Source organism: Rhodococcus sp. P4_C10, from assembly GCF_056402135.1.
In genome coordinates, this window is sequence record NZ_JBFUHZ010000006.1 from 252,683 (window position 1) to 272,802 (window position 20,120).

Annotated in this window: 15 protein-coding genes and 1 pseudogene; 4 read left to right on the top strand and 12 right to left on the bottom strand. The window is 70.7% G+C overall.

Annotation, left to right across the window (positions count from 1 at the left end; translation table 11 throughout):
- Positions 1-25: 25 nt before the first annotated feature.
- Positions 26-1,372, top strand: a complete 1,347-nt coding sequence (locus AC1DWC_RS05620; RefSeq protein ID WP_477906540.1) for a DUF7159 family protein — start codon at positions 26-28, stop codon at positions 1,370-1,372.
- A gap of 4 nt (positions 1,373-1,376) precedes the next feature.
- Here the strand turns inward: AC1DWC_RS05620 and AC1DWC_RS05625 are convergent, their stop codons facing one another.
- Positions 1,377-2,351, bottom strand: coding sequence for a quinone oxidoreductase family protein (locus tag AC1DWC_RS05625; RefSeq protein ID WP_477906541.1), 975 nt, complete (start codon positions 2,349-2,351; stop codon positions 1,377-1,379).
- A gap of 89 nt (positions 2,352-2,440) precedes the next feature.
- Here AC1DWC_RS05625 and AC1DWC_RS05630 point away from each other — a divergent pair, with 89 nt between their 5' ends.
- Entirely contained in the window at positions 2,441-3,016 is a 576-nt protein-coding gene (locus AC1DWC_RS05630) for a TetR/AcrR family transcriptional regulator (RefSeq protein WP_477906542.1), read from the top strand.
- Position 3,017: 1 nt separating this feature from the next.
- Here the strand turns inward: AC1DWC_RS05630 and AC1DWC_RS05635 are convergent, their stop codons facing one another.
- The 4 genes from AC1DWC_RS05635 to AC1DWC_RS05650 all read right to left on the bottom strand — a co-directional run bounded on the left by AC1DWC_RS05635 (position 3,018) and on the right by AC1DWC_RS05650 (position 6,905).
- The gene (locus AC1DWC_RS05635; RefSeq protein ID WP_477906543.1) at positions 3,018-4,313 is read right to left on the bottom strand and encodes a YibE/F family protein; all 1,296 of its coding nucleotides are present in this window, start codon (positions 4,311-4,313) and stop codon (positions 3,018-3,020) included.
- Positions 4,314-4,392: 79 nt separating this feature from the next.
- A complete protein-coding gene (locus AC1DWC_RS05640; RefSeq protein ID WP_477906544.1) occupies positions 4,393-4,716 on the bottom strand; it encodes a GNAT family N-acetyltransferase in 324 nt (107 codons plus the stop codon).
- Positions 4,717-5,008: 292 nt separating this feature from the next.
- Positions 5,009-5,638 carry a 5,6-dimethylbenzimidazole synthase gene (gene bluB / locus AC1DWC_RS05645; protein WP_477906545.1) on the bottom strand — a complete coding sequence of 210 codons (630 nt, stop codon included), beginning with the start codon at positions 5,636-5,638 and terminating at the stop codon, positions 5,009-5,011.
- 10 nt (positions 5,639-5,648) lie between these two features.
- Positions 5,649-6,905 (bottom strand): pyridoxal phosphate-dependent aminotransferase, encoded by a 1,257-nt coding sequence (locus tag AC1DWC_RS05650; protein ID WP_072846599.1) that lies wholly within the window; start codon positions 6,903-6,905, stop codon positions 5,649-5,651.
- A 99-nt stretch (positions 6,906-7,004) separates the two neighbouring features.
- Here AC1DWC_RS05650 and AC1DWC_RS05655 point away from each other — a divergent pair, with 99 nt between their 5' ends.
- The gene (locus AC1DWC_RS05655; RefSeq protein ID WP_477906546.1) at positions 7,005-8,957 is read left to right on the top strand and encodes a S9 family peptidase; all 1,953 of its coding nucleotides are present in this window, start codon (positions 7,005-7,007) and stop codon (positions 8,955-8,957) included.
- Between the two features lie 107 nt (positions 8,958-9,064).
- Here the strand turns inward: AC1DWC_RS05655 and AC1DWC_RS05660 are convergent, their stop codons facing one another.
- Both AC1DWC_RS05660 and AC1DWC_RS05665 read right to left on the bottom strand, forming a co-directional pair.
- Complete coding sequence (locus AC1DWC_RS05660; RefSeq protein WP_477906547.1) at positions 9,065-10,021, bottom strand: type IV toxin-antitoxin system AbiEi family antitoxin domain-containing protein; 957 nt, start codon at positions 10,019-10,021, stop codon at positions 9,065-9,067.
- Between the two features lie 287 nt (positions 10,022-10,308).
- Entirely contained in the window at positions 10,309-13,455 is a 3,147-nt protein-coding gene (locus tag AC1DWC_RS05665; RefSeq protein WP_477906548.1) for a heterodisulfide reductase-related iron-sulfur binding cluster, read from the bottom strand.
- A 331-nt stretch (positions 13,456-13,786) separates the two neighbouring features.
- Between AC1DWC_RS05665 and AC1DWC_RS05670 the strand changes: the two genes are divergently transcribed.
- A complete protein-coding gene (locus AC1DWC_RS05670; RefSeq protein ID WP_477906549.1) occupies positions 13,787-14,470 on the top strand; it encodes a DUF8020 domain-containing protein in 684 nt (227 codons plus the stop codon).
- A 130-nt stretch (positions 14,471-14,600) separates the two neighbouring features.
- Here the strand turns inward: AC1DWC_RS05670 and AC1DWC_RS05675 are convergent, their stop codons facing one another.
- The 5 genes and pseudogenes from AC1DWC_RS05675 to AC1DWC_RS05695 all read right to left on the bottom strand — a co-directional run.
- Positions 14,601-14,792, bottom strand: a complete 192-nt coding sequence (locus tag AC1DWC_RS05675) for a hypothetical protein (RefSeq protein WP_477844098.1) — start codon at positions 14,790-14,792, stop codon at positions 14,601-14,603.
- Positions 14,793-15,032: 240 nt separating this feature from the next.
- A complete protein-coding gene (locus AC1DWC_RS05680) occupies positions 15,033-16,334 on the bottom strand; it encodes a S1 family peptidase (protein WP_477906550.1) in 1,302 nt (433 codons plus the stop codon).
- A 234-nt stretch (positions 16,335-16,568) separates the two neighbouring features.
- Positions 16,569-17,879, bottom strand: a complete 1,311-nt coding sequence (locus tag AC1DWC_RS05685; protein ID WP_477906551.1) for a S1 family peptidase — start codon at positions 17,877-17,879, stop codon at positions 16,569-16,571.
- A 218-nt stretch (positions 17,880-18,097) separates the two neighbouring features.
- A complete protein-coding gene (locus tag AC1DWC_RS05690) occupies positions 18,098-19,426 on the bottom strand; it encodes a S1 family peptidase (protein WP_477906552.1) in 1,329 nt (442 codons plus the stop codon).
- A gap of 107 nt (positions 19,427-19,533) precedes the next feature.
- Positions 19,534-20,120, bottom strand: a pseudogene (locus AC1DWC_RS05695) (hypothetical protein); the annotation flags it as partial.

Sequence of the window (20,120 nt, forward strand, 5' to 3'; positions counted from 1 at the left end):
GCTCCGGTCGATATAAGGCGGCTCGATGAGCGTGGTTCTGGGCGTATCGGTGGGGGCCAGTGCTGTGCGCATGGCGCAGCCGACCGGCCTCGACGCGACCACGCCTGCCGCCCGCCCCGGCTTCGAGCGGCAGGCACTGGCGGTCCGAACCGTCGGCGCCGAGGATCTCGCCGCGCAGTCCGTCGGGGTGATGCTCGAGCGCGACAACCACTCGGCCACCGCGGTCACCTACGGCAGCACCGAGCAGGCCGCCGCGGTGCACGAGGCGATGGCCCGGCAGCGGCTGTACAACTACCGCCTCGTCCCCGAGACCTCCGCCGCCCTGGCGCTGCTCGAGCACACCGGCGTCCTGGGCGGGTTCCGCACCGTGGTGTTCTACGACCTCGGCAGCTCCGGGGTGACGGTGAGCGTGGTGGACCGCGACACCGGCACGGTGCTCGCCGTCGACCGCAGCACTGCCATCGGCGGCGACCACTTCGACCGGCTGATCCTCGACCAGCAGGTGCGCGCCGGCAAAGTCGCCGCGCCCGCAGACGCGCGGGCCCTCGCCGAGCTGACCGGCCGTTGCCGCGCCGCCAAGGAACAGCTCTCGACGAGCGACGCCGCGTGCCTGCCCGGCGACGGCGGCCTGCTGCTGCTCTCCCGCGAGACCTTCGAGTCCCTCATCGTCGTCCCCGTCGAAGGGTCGGCCCGGTTGGCCCGGCAGGTCATCACGGAGTCCGGGCGCCAGCCCGACTCGGTGGTGCTGCTCGGCGGCGGTGCCCACATCCCGCTGGTCCGTCACGTGCTCGGCGCCTGGCTGGGCCTGCCGACCCTGGTGCCCGCAGAACCGGAGATGGTGGCGGCCCAGGGCGCGGCCCTGATGGCGACGCCGGTGGCCGGGCGGGCCCCCTCCGCGGTCTCCGGGGACCCCTCCCCGGCGGACGACACGGGGTGGCTGCCGACCGAGCCGGTGGCGCGGCCGACCAGCCACCGCGAGCGCGGGGTCCCGCGGCGTCAGCTCGTCATCGCCGGCACGGCTGCCGGGGCGTTGGCGTTGATCGCCGTCGCCGGTCTGGCGCTCGGCACCTCGGGCGGCGCCGCCGAGCAGCCCGCCGGGGCAGGGGCGTCCGACGCGCTGCCGTCGACCACCGTCACCACCCCGTCGCGGACGCCCTCGCCGACGCCCTCGCCGACGCCGTCGCCGTCGCCGACGACGGTGCCGCCGGAGACCGTCGCCCCCACGACCGAGACGCCCACGCCCACGCCTCCGCCGCCTCCGCCGCCCGGACCGCCGCCCGGACCGCCGCCGCTGGTGATCCCGATGCCGGGAGGCCTGCCGCCGATCGAGATCCATCCGCCGCCGCCGTTGCAGTTGCCCCGGCTGGGCTGACCGCTCAGCCCATGGGCGTGAGAACCACCTTTCCGGTGGTGGCTCGCCGCTCGATCTTGTCGTGGGCGAGCCCGGCATGCTCGAGCGGCAGCACCGAGTCGATCAGGGGCGTGACGGTCCTCGCCGCGGCCCGCGCGAGGATGTCCGCCCTGGCGTCGGCCACCCGTCGGAGCCAGGCGGGCCCACCACACCCGGTGAGGGTGAGGCCGCGCGACATCAGGTCCTGAGCGGCGACGGCCGCGGATCGTCCGCTGAGCATTCCGTACGACAGCATCCGGCCGGCCGAGGGCGTGAGCGCGTCGAGCAGTTCCCTCGCGGACTCGCCGCCGATCGACTCGAAGACGACGTCGATCGTGGTCCCGCCGAGGGACTCGCGCAGCCCGCTCTGCCAACCCGTCGCCGAGTGGTCGAACACGTCGTCGGCGCCGTAAGTCCTTGCCCGCGCACGCTTCACGTCGGAGCCTGCCGTGGCGAGCACGCGTCCGGCGCCGAATTCGCCGGCCAGTTGGGTGAGGTAGGCGCCCACCCCGGTTCCGGCTGCCTCGACCAGGACCACCTCGGTGCCGCGCAGTGCGGCGGTCTCGAGCAGTGCCAGCGCGACCGCGCCGGGCGCCGCGACGGCGACCGCGTCGAGCGTCGACAACCCGTCCGGTATCGCGATCGCGGACCTCGCGTCGACCGCCACCTGTTCGGCGTACGCGCCGGTGCCGTCGGTCGTCGCGACGACTCGGGAGCCGATCAGGTTCCGGTCCACGTCGGCTCCGACGGCGATGACGGTGCCCGCGGCCTCGAAACCGAAGACGGCGGGAGTCGCGGTCGGCATCGGGAAGGTGCCCGCACGAAGTTGTGTCTCGGCGTACTGCACGCCGATCGCCTCCGCCCGGATCAGCAGTTCCCCGGCGGCGGGAATCGGGGTGGGGACCTCGCGCAGCACGAGGACATCGGGGTCGCCCGCCGACGTCATTACTATTGCCCTCATTGGCCCTCCATAAGTTGACCGTCGGTCTACTTGGTGTCCGTTCGTGACGATATGGACCGGCGGTCAACTTGTCAACGGGAGGTGCAGCGGTGGGTGACGAACCGAAGCGGGAGCGCAGCGACGCGGCCCGCAACCGGCGCGCGATTCTCGGGGCCGCCGACGCCCTGCTCGCCGAGTTCGGCGCCGAGAACGTCTCGATCGAGCAGATCGCCGCGGCGGCGGGAGTCGGCAAGGGCACGATCTTCCACCGGTTCGGGAACCGCGCGGGGCTGATGCGGGCCCTGCTTCTCGAGCGCGCGCACACCCTCCGTGACGACGTCGTCGGCGGTGCCCCACCGCTCGGCCCAGGGGCGCCGGCCGGTGAGCGACTGCTCGCGTACTTCGACGCGATGTTCCGGCTGGTGGTGGACAACGTCGAGTTGATGATCGCCTACGACAACGCCACCACCGATCCGCACGCCGAGGCGATTCACGCCTTCTGGTACGGCCACATCGCCGGCCTGCTCGCCGAGGTGCGTCCCGACGTCGACGCCGAGGTGCTCGCCCGCATCCTGCTCAGCACGCTGAACGGCGACCTCGTCCTGCACCACATCCGAACCGGTCAGACCGAGCGCCTCGCGGCGTCCGTGCACGACCTCGTCGAATCGGTCGTCCGGCCGGTGTGAGTCAGCGGGCGTGCCGGCCACCGCGCGGCCGGGCGTCCGCCGCCGCGCCGGGCGCGACCGCCGGAGCCGCCGTCCCCGATCCCATCGGCCGGGCCAGCATCACCGCGATGCCGGTGGTCAACGGCACGGACAGGGCCAGCGCGATGCCGCCGACCGCGGACCGCACGATCTCGATGGCCACGGCGTCGCCGGTGAGCACGTCGCCGATCGACCGGCCGGCGACGCTGAAGAGCAGCAGCAGCGGCAGCGCACCGCCCGCGTACGCCAGCACCAGCGTGTAGACGGTGCTGGCGATGTGGTCGCGTCCCACCCGCATCGCCGCGCCGAAGATCTCCCGCCGGTTCGCGTCCTGGTCCAGGTGCGCCAGCTCGAACGCCGACGACGCCTGCGTGATGGTGACGTCGTTGAGCACGCCGAGCGAGCCGATGATGAACCCGGCCAGCAGCAGCCCGGTGATGCTCACGTGCTGGATGTAGGTCTGCACGTTGGTGTTCTGTTCCTCCGACAGCCCGGTCAGGTGCGTCATCTCGATCGCCACCCAGGACAGCACGGCGGCCAACGCCATCGACGCCAGCGTGCCGAGCAGGGCGGAACTGGTCCGCAGGCTGACGCCATGCGCCAGGTACAGCACCGCGTAGAGGATGACGGAGCCGCCGACCAGCGCCACCGGGATCGCGGGTTTGCCGTCGAGCAGCGCCGGCAGCATGAACCCGACCAGCACCCCGAACGCGACGAACAGTCCCAGCAGCGCGCGCAGCCCCCGCCAGCGGGCCACCACGACGATCACCAGCACGAAGGCGGCGACGATCAGCAGCAGCGGCAGGCCGCGGGCGTAGTCCTCGAACGAGTAGATGGTGGTGCCGGACGGGTCGCTCTGCAGGACCAGTCGGATGTTGTCGCCGACCCGAAGGTCCGGCTGACCGGCGCCCGGCGCGATCTCGAGCAGGGTGTGGGTGCCCCTGTCCGGGCCGGACCGGATGTCGACCATGCTGCGCTGGCACTGGTACGAGCTCTCCGGCGCGGCCAGCGGGGGACCGGTGAACGCGCGACCGGCGGACGGGCTGCCGCAGGGGCCGAGGTCCTGCGAGGCCACGAGGCCGGCCTCGGTCACGACGGCGCCGCCGCCGGCGGTCTGGAACGGCAACGGGATCTCGACACTGTGCTTGCTCGGCCACAGCCAGGCGGCGCCGATGAGCACCGCGATGCCGATCACGGTCAGCAGTCCGACCACCACGCGGGCGGCGACGGGGCCGACGGGGACGGGGCCGGTGTGTCCGTGTCCGTGTCCGTGGCTCATCGGGCCTGATTCCGCATGCGGGTCAGGGTACCGAGGCCGACTGCGGGCGCCGTGTCGGCCGTGGTGCGGTGCCGCGGCTTCAGGCGGCGGGCAGGCCCATCCGCTCTCGTGCCCAGGACGGGACCAGCGTCAGGTAGTCGGGGTTCTTCTCGACGAACCGGTGCACGAACGGGCAGAAGGGGAGCACCCCGAGCTGGTGGTCGCGGGTGTCGTCGAGGGCGCCCCGGATCAACACCTTGGCCAGCCCCTGGCCCTCGTAGCGGGGGAAGATCTCGGTGTGCACGAAGGCGCGGTTGGCGTCGGCAGGCTTGTAGTCCGTGTGCCCGGCGAGCTCGTCGTCGACGTAGACCTCGTACCGGGTGTGGTCCGCGTTGTGTTCGACCCGGGTCGCTGGCTCGCTCATGGAGACTCCGTCGGCTGGACGCTGCGGAAGATGCGGGGGACTGGCGTCAAACCCCGGCAGCGGTGGCGGGGCACAGGGGGGTGTTCCCCGCCACCGACCCGAATACCCACAGGGGGGGGAGGGGTATTCGGGCTTGCTGGACACCGGAGTGTCGAGAGGAATGTACCTCGCCGGGCGCCGGTTGTCGCGGTTGGGGCGAAAATAGTCATGAATTCAGAAATCGCACCCTGCGGAGGGGCGAGACGGGCCCGCCGGGTCACGAGCGATCGTGCAGCTACCCGGCGGCACGACGTCAGAAACTCTCGCGGTGGACGGCCGCGTCGAGCGGGCGGCCCTCACGCCACCCGAACCGCACCAGGTCCGGGGTCTGCTGGAACTCCGAGACCGGCCCGACGCACAGCCACGCGATCGGCCGGACGGGGGAGGGCACGTTCATCAACTCGGTGAGGTACTCCTCCTCGTAGAAGGACACCCAGCCGACGCCGATGCCCTCCGCGACCGCGGCCAGCCAGATGTTCTGGATCGCCAGCACCGCGGAGAACACGCCGGTGTCGTCGACGGTCCGGCGGCCCAGCACGTGGGTGCCGCCGCGGCTCGGGTCGTAGGTGACGACGATGCCGGTGCCGCTCTCGGTGATGCCCTCGACCTTGATCGGGTCGAAGGTCGCGCGCCGGTCCTCGGGCAGCGAGTCCGCGAAGTCGCGTCGGCACCCGGCGACGTGCTCGGCGAAGGTGGACAGCGTCTCGGGCTTCTGCACCACCACGAAGTCCCACGGCTGGGTGTTGCCGACACTCGGCGCGGCGTGCCCGGCCTCGAGGATCCGGGTGAGCTGCTCCTCGGAGATCCGCTCACCGGTGAACTCGGCGCGGACGTCGCGCCGCAGCCGGATCGCGTCGTAGACGGACATTGGTTCGCTGGTCATCGTCGGATCCCTACTGGCTGTAGCTGGAGAGGAAGTTGCCGAACCGCTCGATCGCGACCGCCAGGTCACGGGCCCACGGCAGCGTCACGATCCGCAGGTGGTCGTGGTCCGGCCAGTTGAAGCCGGTGCCCTGGACCACCAGGATCTTCTCCTGCAGCAGCAGGTCCTGGACCAGCTTCTCGTCGTCGTGGATCTCGTAGACGTTCGGGTCCAGCCGGGGGAAGGCGTACAGCGCGCCCCGCGGCTTCACGCAGGAGACACCCGGGATCATGTTCAGCCGCTCCCAGGCGACGTCGCGCTGTTCGAGCAGGCGTCCGCCGGGCAGGATCAGGTCCTCGATGCTCTGGTACCCGCCGAGCGCCACCTGGATGGCGTGCTGCGCGGGCACATTCGGGCACAACCGCATCGAGGCGAGCAGGTCGATGCCCTCGAGGAAGCTGGCCGCGTGGTCCTTGGGGCCGGTGATGGCCAGCCAGCCGGAGCGGTAGCCGGCGACGCGGTAGGCCTTGGACAGGCCGTTGAACGTCAGGCACAGCAGGTCCGGGGCCAGGGTGGCCAGCGAGATGTGCTTGGCGTCGTCGTAGAGGATCTTGTCGTAGATCTCGTCGGCGAGCAGCAGCAACTGGTGCTTGCGGGCCAGCGCGACGATCTGGCTGAGCACCTCCGCGGTGTACACGGCGCCGGTCGGGTTGTTCGGGTTGATCACCACGATCGCCTTGGTGCGCGGGGTGATCTTCGACTCGATGTCCGCGACGTCGGGGTTCCAGCCGTCGTTCTCGTCGCACAGGTAGTGCACCGGGGTGCCGCCGGCCAGGCTCGTGGTGGCGGTCCACAGCGGGTAGTCGGGCGCCGGGATCAGCACCTCGTCGCCGTTGTCGAGCAGCGCCTGCATGGTCATGGTGATCAGCTCGGAGACCCCGTTGCCGAGGTACACGTCGTCGACGTCGAGATCCGGGAAACCGGGCACCAGCTCGTAGCGGGTGACGATGGCGCGGCGCGCGGACAGGATGCCCTTCGACTCGGAGTAGCCCTGTGCGGTGGGCAGCGCGGCGATCATGTCGCGCATGATCACGTCCGGCGCCTCGAACCCGAACGGCGCCGGGTTGCCGATGTTCAGCTTGAGGATGCGGTGGCCCTCGGCCTCGAGCCGGGCGGCGTGCTTATGTACCGGTCCACGGATCTCGTACAGCACGTTCTGCAGCTTTGCTGACTGCGTCAATTCGCGCGGGACGATGTGCTGGTGGTGGGTGGGCTCCGATTCGGTCACCCGTCCATGGTGCCACCTCGCCGCAATCGCATTTCTGGAGGTCGGAAGTTGTCGCGGCACGCGCGGCCGGTTCGCGGCGGGCTGGCTATGTTGGTGCCCATGCCACAGCGCGCGCCGTACGGTTCCTGGACCTCCCCGATCGCCGCGGCGGAGTTGGCCGCCAGCGGCCACCCGGTCGACGTCGGCCGATTCGTCGGGGACGAGATCTGGTGGTCCGAGCTGCGACCCGCGGAGGGCGGCCGGACCGCGATCCGCAGGGCCGGCCCCGGCGGGCAGCCGGTGGACGTGCTCGACGCGCCGTGGAACGCGCGGACCCGGGTGCACGAGTACGGCGGCGGCGCCTGGGCGGTCACCGACGATCAGCGGCTGGTGTTCGCCGAGTTCGGCGACCAGCGGGTGTACGTGAAGTCCGCCGGCCGGCACCCGGTGCCGCTCACCCCGGAGCCGCCGATCCCCGCGGGCGTCCGGTACGGCGAACTGAGCGTCGTCGGCGACGAGGTCTGGTGCGTGCGTGAGACACACACGCAGGCGGGCGAGGTGCGCCGGGACGTCTGCGCGATCCCGCTGGACGGCGCCGCCGCCGACGACGCGTCCGCGATCCGGTCGATCGTCGCCGGCTCGGACTTCCTGGCGTACCCGACGCTGTCGCCGGACGGTCGCCGGCTCGCCTGGATCGCCTGGGACCACCCGCAGATGCCGTGGGACGGAACCGAACTGCGTGTCGCCGAGCTCGATGGCGACGGCATCTGCGGGCCGTGGCGGGTGCTGCTCGGCGGCGTCGAGGAGTCGGTGCTGCAGCCGCAGTGGCACGGCGACGACTCGTTGTACGCGATCAGCGACCGCAGCGGCTGGTGGAACATCCACCGGGTGGGCCTGGACGGCGCCGCGCCGCAGCCGGTGTGCGCCGCGGCGGGGGACTTCGGTGCTCCGTTGTGGCAGCTCGGCGCCCGCTGGTACACCGAGCTGGCGGACGGCCGGTTGCTCGCCGTCCGCACGGTCGGCACCGACGCGCTGACGGTGATCGACCCGGCCGACAGCACCGCACACGACCTGGACATGGGCGACCTGACCACGGTCGCGGTGTCCGACCTTGACGGGGAGCGGCTGCTGCTGCGCTGCGGCGGCGCCGGGACGCCGGCCGGGCTGCGCCTGCTCGACCTCGCGTCGGGCACGCTCGCCGACGTGCGCCTCGGGGTGGAGTCGCTGCCTCCCGCCGGGTATCTGCCGACCGCGCAACCGATCACGGTGACCGGGCCGCAGGGCCGGGAGGTGCACGCGTTCGCCTACCCGCCGCGGAACCCGGACTTCGTCGGACTCGACGGCGAGCTGCCGCCGTACGTGGCGTTTGTGCACGGCGGGCCGACGGCGCACGTGGCGCCCGCCCTGAGCCTGGTGTTCGCCTACTTCACCAGCCGCGGCATCGGCGTGGTCGACGTGAACTACGGCGGGTCCAGCGGGTACGGCCGCGAATACCGGAACCGGTTGCGCGGGCAGTGGGGGATCGTCGACGTGGAGGACACCGTCGCCGCGGTGCGCGGGCTGGCCGAGGCCGGGCTCGCGGACCCGGAGCGGCTGGCCATCGAGGGCGGCTCGGCGGGCGGCTGGACGGTGCTCGCGGCCCTGACCACCTCGGACGTGTTCGCCTGCGGCGCTTCGTACTACGGGGTCGCGGAGCTGGACGGGTTCGTGCAGGAGACGCACGACTTCGAGTCCCGGTACATCGACGGGCTGATCGGCCCGCTGCCGGAGTCCGCGGCGCTCTACGCGCAGCGCGCGCCGCTCAACAATGTCGACGGCCTCAACTGCCCGGTGCTGCTGCTGCAGGGCCTCGACGACCCGATCGTGCCGCCGTCGCAGGCGGAGCGATTCCGTGATGCGTTGGTGGCCAAGGGGATACCGCACGCGTACCTGGCCTACGAGGGGGAGGCGCACGGGTTCCGCCGGCTGCAGACGCAGGTGAGCGCCCGCGAGGCGGAGCTGTCCTTCTACGGGCAGCTGCTCGGCTTCGAGACGCCGGGCATTCCGCGGCTCGAGCTCTGGCGCCCGCAGTAGCGTCGCCGCCTGCTCGCGAGCACACCGCGTCTGTCTCCGGCACAGGGGTTTTGGACGTGCAACGGGGGTGTGACGGAGCCAGAAGGTGTGTGACGGCGGGTGTGGGGTCACGGCTTCGGGGTGTGCTCGATGCGACCGGTCGGCGGCGGGGACTTCCGGGCGCGCGCCACCGCCCGGTGCACTCGCTCGATGATCACCTGCGGTGTCGCCAGCTCGTCCCAGATCCATCGGACCACCTGCCAGCCCGCGTCTCGCAGCCGGTCCTCGCGGAGCTTCTCGGCCCACAGGACGTCGGCGGGTACCTGACCCACGGGCACCAGCCGGCCGTACTTGACACGGCCGTCGAACTCGCAGATCACGTCGTGCTCCTCGAGCAGTAGGTCCACCCGGCCCAGGTGTTCGCCCTCGTCGGAGTAGAGGTTCGCCTGGAGTTCGGGCAGCGGCAGGTGTTTGCGGATGAACATCGCCCGGCTTCGGGATTCGCCGACGCTCTCGGCGCGCCCGTCGAGGTGGTCCACCACGCGCCGGGCCCGCCTGCTGCCCGGCCGGCCGGCGATCGACCCGAGTGCATCCTCGAGCAGGTCGGGGGTGAGGGCGGTGCCGTGCAGGGCATGGTCCCCGGCGACCAGCGCCTGCTCGAACGGCAGCGTCCGGGCCAGGTCGACGACGGTGCGCGCGAGCGACGTGACGCGCCGGCCGGCCACCTCCACCACCTCGGACCGGTCGAGTCCGGCCGAGTGGACGTGCCGGAGTGCGGACCTGCTGCCGCCGGTGCGGCGGTCGCGGGTGAGGTGTACGGCCCGCAGCGGCGTGTGCCACAGGTCGAGTCCGTGGACGACGGCCGCCGACTGGTGGCTCAGCACGGCGTCGGGCGAGGCCGCTCGCAACGCCGACTCCGCCCGCATGCGGTGCTGCGCCACCGCGTCGAGGGCGTCGTACTCCGTGCTGTCGGTGAACGAACCGGGGCGCAGCCGGCGCCAGCGCCCCGTGCTGCACATCCGCTGGAGTTCGCGGTCGGTGGCGCCGCGCTGCAACGCGTCGGGTCTGCGGAAGACGATGCTCATGCGTCTCATCGTGCGGGGGCCGTTGCCCGCGTACGGATGCGCGAACTGGGCCTTCGACGACCCTGTGGATGGTTCCCCGGCCTGTGGATGGCTTGCGGTCGAGGCGCCGTCACACAGGTTTTGGCTCCGGCACAAGGGCCCTGGGCGTGCATCGGGGGTGTGACGGAGACAGAAGGGGTGTGCAGGCGGCGCGGGCGGGAAAGGCGCGCGGGTGCGCGGACGAGGAAGGCGCCCCGACCCTTGSGGGKGGGGCSCCTTCTCGGTGTTGCGCTTACTGCCGGCGGAACCTACTTCTTACGACCGGGTGCCTTCGCGCCGGCCTTGAAGCCCAGTCCGCCGGGCTTGGCCTGCGGCGGCGCCGGGGTCTCGGCCTTGGGCGCCGCGGCGGGGGCCTCGGCAACCGGCTCGGCAGCAGCCGGCTCGGCCTGCGGGGCCTCGGCGGCGGGTGCCGGGGCGGCGGCGGGTGCGGCCTTACGGGCACCCGGAGCCTTGGCGCCGGACTTGAACCCGAGTCCGCCTGCCTTCGGCTGCGGCGGGGCGGCGGGTGCCGCGACCTCAGCAGCCGGAGCCGCCTCGACCGGGGCAGCCGGAGCGGCCTCGACCGGAGCAGCAGGCGCGGCGGCCTTGGCACCGGGGGCCTTGGCCCCACCCTTCATCTGCAGACCCTTGCCGCCCGGAGCCTTGGCGCCCGAGGCGAGCCCCAGACCCTTCGGCTTGGCGGCGGCCTCGGCGGCGGGAGCCTCGGTGGACGGTGCCGCCTCGGCGGCGGGCGCAGCAGCAGCGGCGGGCTTGGCGCCCGGAGCCTTGGCCCCGCCCTTCATGCCGAGACCGGGTGCCTTCGCCCCGCCCTTGAGCCCGAGCCCCTTGGGAGCCGGGGCTGCCGCGGCCGGAGCCTCGGCGGCAGGCGCCGCGGCGGCCGGCTTGGCGCCGGGTGCCTTCGCGCCGGGGGCCTTGGCCAGACCCTTCATGCCCAGACCCTTGACGGCAGGCTTGGCCTCGCCGTCGGCGGCCGGAGCGGCGGCGGGCTTTGCGCCCGGAGCCTTGGCGCCGGGGGCCTTGGCCAGACCCTTCATACCCAGACCCTTGGCGGCGGGCTTCGCCGCTGCCGGGGCAGCAGCGGCCGCGGCGGGCGCGGCAGCAGGCGCTGCCGGGGCCTCGTCCACCGGAGCGGGCTCCGCGACGGCGACCTTCTCGCGCTGGACCACCTTGAGGTTCGCGGACAGCACGTCCGACTCGAGGCGGGTGACGGAGTTCAGCATCAGCTGCGCGACGTCCACGACCTCGACGCCCTCACCCTCGCCCTTCTCCTGACGCGCGGTGACGCCGTCGGTGAGCATGACGCGGCAGAACGGGCAGCCGGTGGCGATCTTCTTCGGGTTCGTCGAGAGCGCCTCGTCGACGCGGTCGACGTTGATGCGCTTGCCGATGTTCTCTTCCATCCACATGCGCGCACCGCCGGCGCCACAGCACATGGACCGCTCGCCGTGACGCGGCATCTCGACGAGCTTGGCGCCGGACGCCTCCATCAGCTCGCGGGGTGCGTCGTAGACCTTGTTGTGACGGCCGAGGAAGCACGGGTCGTGGTAGGTGACGTCCTCGGAGACCGAGGCGACCGGGATCAGCTTCTTCTGGCGGACCAGGCGGTTGAGCAGCTGGGTGTGGTGGACGACCTCGTAATCGCCGCCCACCTCCGGGTACTCGTTGCCGAGCGCGTTGAAGCAGTGCGCACAGGTGACGACGATCTTGCGCTTGCGCTGCTCGACGCCCTCGAACACCGAGTTCAGCATCTCGATGTTCTGCATCGCGAGCTGCTGGAAGAGGAACTCGTTGCCCGCGCGGCGAGCGGAGTCACCGGTGCAGGTCTCGTCGGCGCCCAGGACCATGAACTTGACGCCCGCGGTGGCGAGCAGCTCGGCGACGGCCTTGGTGGTCTTCTTGGCACGGTCCTCGTAGGCGCCGGCGCAGCCGACCCAGAAGAGGTACTCGTAGTCCTCGAAGGTGTCCGCATCCTGGCCGTAGACCGGGATGTCGAAGTCCATCTCCTTGATCCAGTTGAGGCGGTCCTTGGAGTTCTGGCCCCAGGGGTTGCCCTTGTTCTCGAGGTTCTTGAACAGGCCGGCCAGCTCGGACGGGAACTCCGACTCGATGAGCACCTGGTAGCGGCGCATGTCGATGATGTGGTCGACGTGCTCGATGTCGACGGGGCACTGCTCGACGCAGGCGCCACAGTTGGTGCACGACCACAGGGTCTCGAGGTCGATGACCGGAGCCAGCTCGCCCTCGACGGTCTCGCCGACCAGCTTGCGCTCGGCCTCGGTGCGCGCGGCCTCGGGGATCTTGGCCAGCGCGGCCTCGTTGACGTTGCCCTCGGCGTCGACCAGGCCGATCTCGTCGCCGCCCATGTCCTTGCGGCCACCGGCCAGCAGGTACGGCGCCTTGGCGTAGCCGTGGTCGCGCAGCGACATGATCAGCAGCTTCGGCGACAGCGGCTTGCCGGTGTTCCAGGCGGGGCACTGGCTCTGGCAGCGGCCGCACTCGGTGCACGTGGTGAAGTCGAGCCAGCCCTTCCAGGAGAAGTCCTCGATCTGGCCGGCGCCCAGGGTGTCGGTGTCCGGGTCGACGTTGTCCATCGTCAGGGCCTTGCCCTTGGACATCATCGGCTTCGCGGCACCGAGGGCGACGTCGCCGTCGTCCTCACGCTTGAAGTAGATGTTCGGGAACGCCGAGAAGCGGTGCCAGGCGACGCCCCAGGTGATGTTGCGGCCGACGACGAAGAGCCAGATCATGCCGGACATCAGCTTGACGAACGCGAACACCGAGACCATCACGGCGCTGGCGGGCAGCAGCTTGGCCACGTTCATGGTGAAGAAGTCGGTCCACGGGTTGGCGTGGCCGTAGGTGGCGATCTTGCCGGCCTTCACCATGATCATGCCGAGGCCCTCGACGAGGACGACGATCTCGACGAAGTACGCGGGGCCGAACTTGGAGCCGCCGAAGCGGGAGAGCCGCTCGGGGATGCGCGGGTGGTTCAGCTGGCGGATCACGATCAGCGTCAGGATGCCGACGACGGTGCCGATGCCGAGGATCTCGTCCCACAGGTGCCACATCCACGTGTCGCCGAAGATCGGCCAGTGGAACTCGGGGTTGAACGTCTGGCCGTACGCCTCGAACCACAGCAGGAAGCCGCCGAGGAAGCCGATCATGACCAGCCAGTGCGCCCAGCCGACGGTGCGGAACTTCTGCATCCGGGTGTGCGCGATGAACTCGACGATCATCTGCTTGAAGCGGGGGAAGAACGGGCGCCACCGGTCCGGGGCTGGCTGACCGATCTGCACTGTCTTCGCCATGGTCCAGGCCCCGCTCAAGAACGAGGCCCAGCACACGAGGCTGAGCAGTACGCCGATCGTGCCCAACGTGATCGTCAGGGCGTTCATGTCACGGCCTTTCATTTGACTTACAGCAGTCGCTACGGGCTAAGTTACCCGCCGGTAGCAAGCGGATCCAGGGTCGAGTGCAAGATACGCTGCCGGGGGTCCGGACGCGACGGCACAGGTCTTGTGACGTCCACCGTAATTTGTGCCCCTATCAGGGCCGATTAGCAGGTAATCCTAACTTCCCCGGATGACCTGCACGGGAGCGGGCTGGGAGGGGTCTCGTTACGTCGCCTCACAGTCATTGTTCTCAGGGCTTCCTCAGACTAGGATCTGCCTGTCGCACAGACTTTGCGTGCCTATAACAAGTTCTTTCCGGAGGGGATTCATCAGTATGAGAATGAAGAAGCTTGCCGCCACCGCGGTTCTGTCCATCGCGGCGCTGGGTGTCGGAGCGGGTACCGCGTACGCGGCGCCGGCCGCCCCCGCCGCGGACGGCATCAACTGGGCATCCAACGTGGAGGGCAAGTCGGTGGTCACCACCATCGACGCCGGCGCGTTCAAGGTCTCGGGCGACGGCAAGAACGTCGAGATCCAGGACGGCAAGGGCAACGCGGTCGTGAGCCTGCCGCTCGCGTTCCAGCTTTCCAACCTTCAGTTCCCGTACGAGCAGAAGGTCAGTGAGGACGGCAAGAAGCTGACGCTGACCCCGGTCTTCGACCTCGGCAAGGCGAAGCCGATCGCCGCCGACGTCCGCGCGGACAAGGCCATCGGTGGTATCGCCATCAAGGACATCGCCTCGCCGGAGGAGAACCTGATGGCGCAGGACACCTTCTCCTCCCAGCTTGCGGTTGCAACCGCGGCCGGCGGCCTGACCGGCACCATCATCGGTTGCATCGCGGGTGGCCTCCTCGGTGCGCCCACCGTGATCTTTGCCCTTCCGGGCTGTGCGACCGGCGCTGGCATCGGGGCAATTGTCGGCACCATTGCTGTTGGTGGTCCGACGCTGGTTGCCGCTGGCATCGGCCTGGCTCAGACGCTGACGGCGGCTCCCGGCACCACGATGTACGCCAAGTAAGAACCCGAAACGCAACAGCGGCCCGTCACCTCTTCGGAGGTGGCGGGCCGCTGTCGTTGGTTTGCGGCAGTGCGTCCGACCGGTCTCACGTTGGCGAGGCGCGGCCCGGTGCGCTGGCTCCAAGTTCTCGCTAGGAGAGTCCGGCGCCACCGGCGTTCGTCGCGATCTTGACGACGTAGCCGAACACGTCGAATGCGATGGGGAGAAGTTCCTCCATTGAATTTTCCTGTCTGTAGGCCGACTCGCGGGCCGGCGGCGAGTCCGACTGGTCCCCCCAGTCAGCTTCGTTGCCGGCGCGAAATTCTTTTCGTGCCAGCAACATCGGGCATTCTACCGGCTGGGTTATGCGAGTGGGGAGCCTCCCCGATATTGCGGGCGGCTGGATGAATTGCAATCGTGTAATTCACTATCGATGCGAACCATATTCATAAATGATTTCACCCGGCTCGGCGGGTGCCGCCCGCTCATCGCTCGCGGGCGCAAAAACCCGGTACGGAAAAGGTCGGGGTGAACGACCCCGGACCGCTCACCCCGACCCGTGTCGATGGGTGACGACGTGGCGTCAGTGGGTGTTGACCGACAGTCCGGGGTTCTCCCGGAGGATGGCGTTGATCGGTGTCGCGCCCACCCACGGGGCTTCGCCGTTCAGGAACGAGACCAGGCTGGAGACCACGCACAGTTGCGCGCCGGGGGCGCTGGCCACGCTGGTGATGCCCAGGGCCCGGGTACCGGTGACGAGGGGGCCGCCGCTGTCGCCCCCCAGGCCGCATATGTTCGACCCGAAGGTGCGCGATATCCGGTAACCGACGTCGACGACGAGGTCGGTGCTGGTGATCGTGCCGCATCTGTACCCGGACATCCGGCCGGACTTGCAGACCGGCGCACCGACGACGGGGTCGGCGGTACCGTCGATCGCGAGGGAACTCGCCCCTGGGACCCGGATCAGGTTGTTGCGGAACCGGTCGGCGGCGTCGCCGTCGATCCGGATCACAGCAAAGTCGGTGACGTCGTCGGTAACTGAGCGGGCGACCGTGCCGAACCTGTCCCCGAGGACGGCGCCATTGCGCAGGTCGTACACGACGTCGGCGTCCGGGGTGCCGGCGGTCGCGGGGTTCGCGACACAGTGTCCGGCGGTGATGTTGACCGCGTCGCCGGCCGCGTCGGTGCCGTTGAAACCGAGCGAGCAACGCTTCGGACCCGGCGGGTCCCCGACGGCGAAGGCGTCACCACCCTGTGCGGCGAGGCCGCCCGGTGGGTCGATCGGCGGCGGGGCCAACGAACCGAGGTCCGGAAGCGGAATGACGAGGGCGTCGCCGGCTGCGAGGAAGTCCGGCAGCTGCAGGCCAAGGTTCTGCGCGGTGTCCGAGACCTGTATCGCCATGCGGTTGTTGACCACGTCGATGCCGGCGGCGCCGATCAGCTCGGCCAGCGGGGCGGGCAGGGTGGCGACCCAGTCGTGGGCGCGGTTCAACTCCTCGCCGAGGGCGCGTTCGCTGTTCGGCACGTCCTTGACCAGGTATCCCTGGTCCACGACGGCCTTGCGGGCGTCGTCCTTGCCGGCGCCGTCGGCTAGACCGACCAACGGGTTTCCAGACGGGTCCAACCAGGCGCCGGCGAAAGCGTCGGGGTACTTCACTCGGAGGGTGTTCGCGAATGCGACGAGTTGTTGGCCGGTGTCGGCCTGCGTCAGGTACTGCTCGGCGGTCAGTCCGAGGTCGCGTTGGATCGCGGTGACCAGTTCGGGCGGTAGTGCTGTGGTGGCCGACGCGGCCGTTGCGGGTTCGGCGTGCGCCAGGGTGGGGGTGAGCAGGAGCAGGGCGGCTGAGCCGATGAGGGCGGCGCGGCGTGCGCGGGCGTGTCGCATGGGGATCTTCCGGTTCGAGGCATGCGGACTTGCCGCGGCGAATGCCTTCGACATTAAGCGGTGAAGATCCCTGGTGGATGCGGAAATCGGTAGGCAGAAATTGGCGAATCATCAGTCACCAGTTGGTGATTCGTGATCAACGACAGAAGGTCGGGGTGGACGGCCCCGTCCAGGCTCTCGAGGAGCCGGACCGGACTTTCCACCCCGACCTGTGTCGTGGGGGTGACGCGTGGATCAGAAGGTGCGAACCGACAGCCCCGGGTTGTCCGCGAGGATCGCGTTGATCGGCGTCGCGTACAGCGTCGGCGCGTCGCCGAGCACCGTGGTGATGACCTGGGCGATCTCGCAGAGCCGCATGTCGCCGACGTTGGACGCGCTGGAGATGCCCAGCGCGCGGGTGCCGGTGACCATGGCGCCGCCGCTGTCGCCCTGCAGGGCGCAGATGTTGGACGAGAAGCCGTGGTTGAGCGTCCTGGCGCCCACGCCGACGGTTAGGTTGACGCCGTTGATGGTGCCGCAGGTGAACCCGGTGGTCAGGCCGGACTTGCACACCGGCGCGCCCACGACGGGGTCCGCGGTGCCGGTGATGGCGACGGGGGCCGCGCCGGGCACCCGCACCAGGTTGTTGCGGAAGCGGTCGGCGGCGTTGTCGTCGATCCGGATCACGGAGAAGTCGTGGCCCTCGAGGTTGGACCGGGCGAACGTGCCGAACCGCTCCCCGAAGACGCCCTGCCCGCGCATGTCGAACGCGACGGAGGCGTTGGCGGTGCCGGCCGTGCCGCGGTTCGGGTCGCAGTGTCCGGCGGAGATGTTCACGACGCGGCCGCCGCCGTCGGTGCCGTTGAATCCGAGCGAGCAGCGGAAGGCGCCCGCGGCGTTCTCCGCCGCGTACGAGTCGCCGCCCTGCGAGGCTGCGCCACCGGGAGCGTCGATCGGCTGCGGACCCACCGAGCCGAGGTCCGGCACGAAGACGACGTCGACGGCCTTGAGGAAGTCCGGCAGCTGCCAGCCCAGGCCCTGAGCGGTGTTCTTGACCTGCATCACCAGTTGGTTGTTGACGATGTCCACGCCGGTGCCGCCGACCAGTCCGGCGAGCGGGGCGGGCAGCGTGGCGATCCAGTCGTGCGCCTTGTTCAGCTGGTCGCTGAGCGTGCGCTCGCTGCGCGGCAGGTCCTTGACCCGGTAGCCCTCGTCCTCGGCGGCCTTGCGGGCGTCGTCCTTGCCCTTGCCGTCGGCCAGGCCGATCAGCGGGTTGCCCGACGGGTCCAGCCAGGCGCCTGCGAAGGAGTCCGGGAACTTCGTGCGCATGGCCTCCGCGAACTCGACGAGGCGCTGGCCGGCGTCGGCCTTCGCCAGGTACTGCTCCGGCGTCAGGCCCAGGTCGCGCTGGATCGCCGCCACCAGTTCAGGCGGCAGCGTCGCGGCGGGAGCGACAGTCGCGGCGGGCTCGGCCGGCGCCGCCTGCGCGAGCGCAGCGGTGGGGGCGAGCAGGAGCAAGGCAGCCGAGCCGATCATCGCGGCACGGCGCGCGCGAACGCTTCGCATGGGGACCTTTCGATTCGAGGGCATGCGGGTATGCCGCGACCGTGGTGCGGCCGAGGCAAATGCCAACGACTATATGGGGTGAGCGGTCGGTTGCATACCGAGAATCGGGAGCTTTCCAGGTGGTGGACGGTATTGCAGTTCCGCGCGCGGAAAACGACCGGCGCCGGTCGCGTCGAGGATTTCGAGCGATCGGCGCCGGTCGGCGTAGTCGATTGACGTCAGGGCGCGGTGCGCACCGACACGTTCTGCCCCAGCGCCGCATTTGCGTCGCCGATGATCTTCTCGATCGGGATGCCGATGCTCGCGGTTCCGCCGTCCGGCGCGAGGACGAGGTTGGCCTCGGTGCAGCTGGGCGCGCCGCCCGAGTTGGAACCGCTGGTGATGCCGAGGGCGCGGGTGCCGCTGAGGATCGCGCCGCCGCTGTCGCCGCTCAGGGTGCAGGTGGAACCGGCGAAGCCGCGGACCAGGCGGCTGGTGCCGTCCGCCATGAACAGGGGCGCGTCGACGCTCTCGGCGACGACGATGCCGCAGGTGAACGTGGACGTCTGACCGGACTTGCAGATCGGGGCACCGACCACCGGCCGCGCGGTCCCGGTGATGGTGACCGTGGTGCCGTTCGCGCCACGGACCGCCGGACGGTCGAGGCCCGCGCGAACGCCCTCGTCGTTCAGCTTGATCAGCGAGTAGTCGAGGCCGTCGGCCTGCTCACCCATGGCGGAGTGCGCGAAGTTGCCGATCTGGCGGCTGCGGGCGACATCGCCGTAGTCGGGAAGGTACACCGGCGACGCGGCGCCCGCGTTCGGGTTCTCCTGCTGCGGGTCGCAGTGGCCGGCGCTGATGTTGTAGGCCTGGCCGCCCGAGGCGACCGCGTTGAACCCGAGCGAGCAGACGCCGATCGAGGCCGGGTCGTCGATCTTGTCGAGCGGCACCGCCGAGGTGACGTAGGTGTCGCCGCCCTCCGCGCGGGCGTCGACGGGTCCGCCGCCGCCGGGGCTCAGCACCACCTTCAGCTGCGCGAGCAGAGTCGGCAGGTTCAGGGCGCGGCCGATCGGGCTGTTCACCACGTCGATCACGATCTGGTTGTCCATCACGTCGATCGACGTCGAGTTGATCTGCGACGACACGTCCCGGGGCAGGCCGAGGATCCACTTGTTCAGCTGCGCGAGCGAGTCCTCGAGGTGGTTCGCGGACACGGCCGCCATCTTGGTGGCGTAGCCGTCGTTCGCGACATGCTGCGCGGTCTCGGTGGTGGTGACCGCGACGACGGGGACGCCGTCGCGGCCGATCCAGGAGCCGGCGTAGGTGTCGGGGCGAGCCTGGCGCAGTCCGTCCGCGTAGCTGCCGAGCCGCTGGGCGAGCTCCGCGCGGTCGAGGTACTGCTCCGGCGTCAGCCCGAGGTCCCGGGAGATGGCGTCGACGAGCTCCGCGGGCAGTTGCTGGGCCTGTGTCGAGGGGGGTTCGTCCGGCGCTGCCTGGGCGATCGCGGTGACCGGGAGGAGCGTGGCAGAGGCCAGGATTGCGGCACGTAGTGCCAGCCGGAGACGCATGAAAACCCTTCGTTGCGAGCGGACGGTAGGTCAGCGCTCCACAGTACGGCACGAGGCCGAAGAGGATGCCGAAACCGCAGCTCAACGCGATATCGGCAATTTCTCGGCTATTCGGGCGTGGTGGCCGTGCAGGGTTCGTCGGCGGGCTTGCAGGTCGGTTCCGGCGGTTCGGTGGTGGTCGTGGTGGTGGTAGTCGTCTTGGTGGTGGGTTTGGTGGTCGTGGTCGTCGTCGGCGGCGCGGTCGTGGTGGTGGTCGTCCTCGTGGTGGTCGGCGGCAGCGTGGTGACGACGGTGGTGGTGATTTCGACCGGCGGAAGCGGCGCCGTCGTCGTGGTGGTGGTGGTGGTGGTGGTCGGCGCGACGGTGGTCGTGGTGGCGTCCACGGTGGGGAACGGCAGCGCCGAGGCGGGGGTGCGGCTCGGCCGCGGCGGGGTGGTGGTCGTGACGGCCGCGACGCTGGTCGACACGGGGGCGATGCGCGGGAGGGGTGTCTCGGTGGCGCCGCGGGGTATCAGGGCGAACCCGAGGGCGGCCGCGGCGGCGACCACGGCGATCGCGACCCCGACCCCGATCAGGACGGCGCGGTCGGGCAGGCCGCGGCGGGTGTCGCCGGCAGCCTCGGTCGCGGCCCCGGCCGCGGCCGCGGCGGTGACGGTGACCGCGGGTGCGGGTGCGGGTGCGGGTGCGGGTGCGG

Coding starts and splice junctions, on each gene's coding strand:
- bluB (WP_477906545.1), bottom strand. CDS start 5,638: ATGACCAGCGAACCAATGTCCGTCTACGACGCGATCCGGCTGCGGCGC.
- AC1DWC_RS05680 (WP_477906550.1), bottom strand. CDS start 16,334: ATGCGACACGCCCGCGCACGCCGCGCCGCCCTCATCGGCTCAGCCGCC.
- AC1DWC_RS05635 (WP_477906543.1), bottom strand. CDS start 4,313: ATGAGCCACGGACACGGACACGGACACACCGGCCCCGTCCCCGTCGGC.
- AC1DWC_RS05620 (WP_477906540.1), top strand. CDS start 26: ATGAGCGTGGTTCTGGGCGTATCGGTGGGGGCCAGTGCTGTGCGCATG.
- AC1DWC_RS05670 (WP_477906549.1), top strand. CDS start 13,787: ATGAGAATGAAGAAGCTTGCCGCCACCGCGGTTCTGTCCATCGCGGCG.
- AC1DWC_RS05690 (WP_477906552.1), bottom strand. CDS start 19,426: ATGCGTCTCCGGCTGGCACTACGTGCCGCAATCCTGGCCTCTGCCACG.
- AC1DWC_RS05675 (WP_477844098.1), bottom strand. CDS start 14,792: ATGTTGCTGGCACGAAAAGAATTTCGCGCCGGCAACGAAGCTGACTGG.
- AC1DWC_RS05655 (WP_477906546.1), top strand. CDS start 7,005: ATGCCACAGCGCGCGCCGTACGGTTCCTGGACCTCCCCGATCGCCGCG.
- AC1DWC_RS05685 (WP_477906551.1), bottom strand. CDS start 17,879: ATGCGAAGCGTTCGCGCGCGCCGTGCCGCGATGATCGGCTCGGCTGCC.
- AC1DWC_RS05665 (WP_477906548.1), bottom strand. CDS start 13,455: ATGAACGCCCTGACGATCACGTTGGGCACGATCGGCGTACTGCTCAGC.
- AC1DWC_RS05625 (WP_477906541.1), bottom strand. CDS start 2,351: ATGAGGGCAATAGTAATGACGTCGGCGGGCGACCCCGATGTCCTCGTG.
- AC1DWC_RS05640 (WP_477906544.1), bottom strand. CDS start 4,716: ATGAGCGAGCCAGCGACCCGGGTCGAACACAACGCGGACCACACCCGG.
- AC1DWC_RS05660 (WP_477906547.1), bottom strand. CDS start 10,021: ATGAGCATCGTCTTCCGCAGACCCGACGCGTTGCAGCGCGGCGCCACC.